Source organism: Pseudomonas sp. FSL R10-1339 (assembly GCF_009600545.1).
GTDB lineage: Bacteria > Pseudomonadota > Gammaproteobacteria > Pseudomonadales > Pseudomonadaceae > Aquipseudomonas > Aquipseudomonas bubulae.
In genome coordinates this window covers 1-552 of record NZ_WIVQ01000259.1, presented here as the reverse complement: position 1 = coordinate 552, position 552 = coordinate 1, and the positions used below count along the sequence as shown (strand labels likewise).

At 57.8% G+C, this 552-nt stretch carries 1 protein-coding gene; it reads left to right on the top strand.

Features of this window, described 5'->3' with window-relative positions; all coding sequences use genetic code 11:
• A partial coding sequence (locus tag GHO03_RS24715; protein WP_178110384.1) for an FAD binding domain-containing protein occupies positions 1 to 532 on the top strand: 532 nt, incomplete at its 5' end.
• Positions 533 to 552 lie beyond the last annotated feature (20 nt).

Here is a 552-nt window from a genome sequence, read left to right as displayed (position 1 = left end):
GCCCATTGGTGATTCGCCACCTCTGCTGATTGCCCTCGGCTCACAACTGGTTTTACGCAAAGGGGCTACACGTCGCACGCTGGCGCTGGAAGATTACTTTCTGGACTACCGGGTGACCGCCCAAGCTGAAGGCGAATTCATCGAGAAAATCGTCATCCCGCGCGCCAAGGCCAGCCATTTTTTTCGCGCCTATAAAATCTCCAAGCGTCTTGATGACGACATCAGCGCCGTGTGCGCTGCGTTCAATCTGCACATCGAAAACGGCGTGGTGATCGACGCCCGCATAGCCTTCGGCGGCATGGCAGGCACGCCCAAACGCGCCAGCGCCTGCGAGGCGGTCTTGCACAACGCGCCCTGGAACAACGCAACGGTGGAGCGAGCCTGCAACGCCTTGTCGCAGGATTTCAGCCCGCTCTCGGACTTTCGCGCCAGCAAGGAATACCGCTTGCTGTGCGCGCAAAACCTGTTGCGCAAATACTTTATCGAACAGCAAACCCCGGACCTTCAAACGCGGGTAACGGCTTATGTCTAACTCTCACGCGATCGAAATGT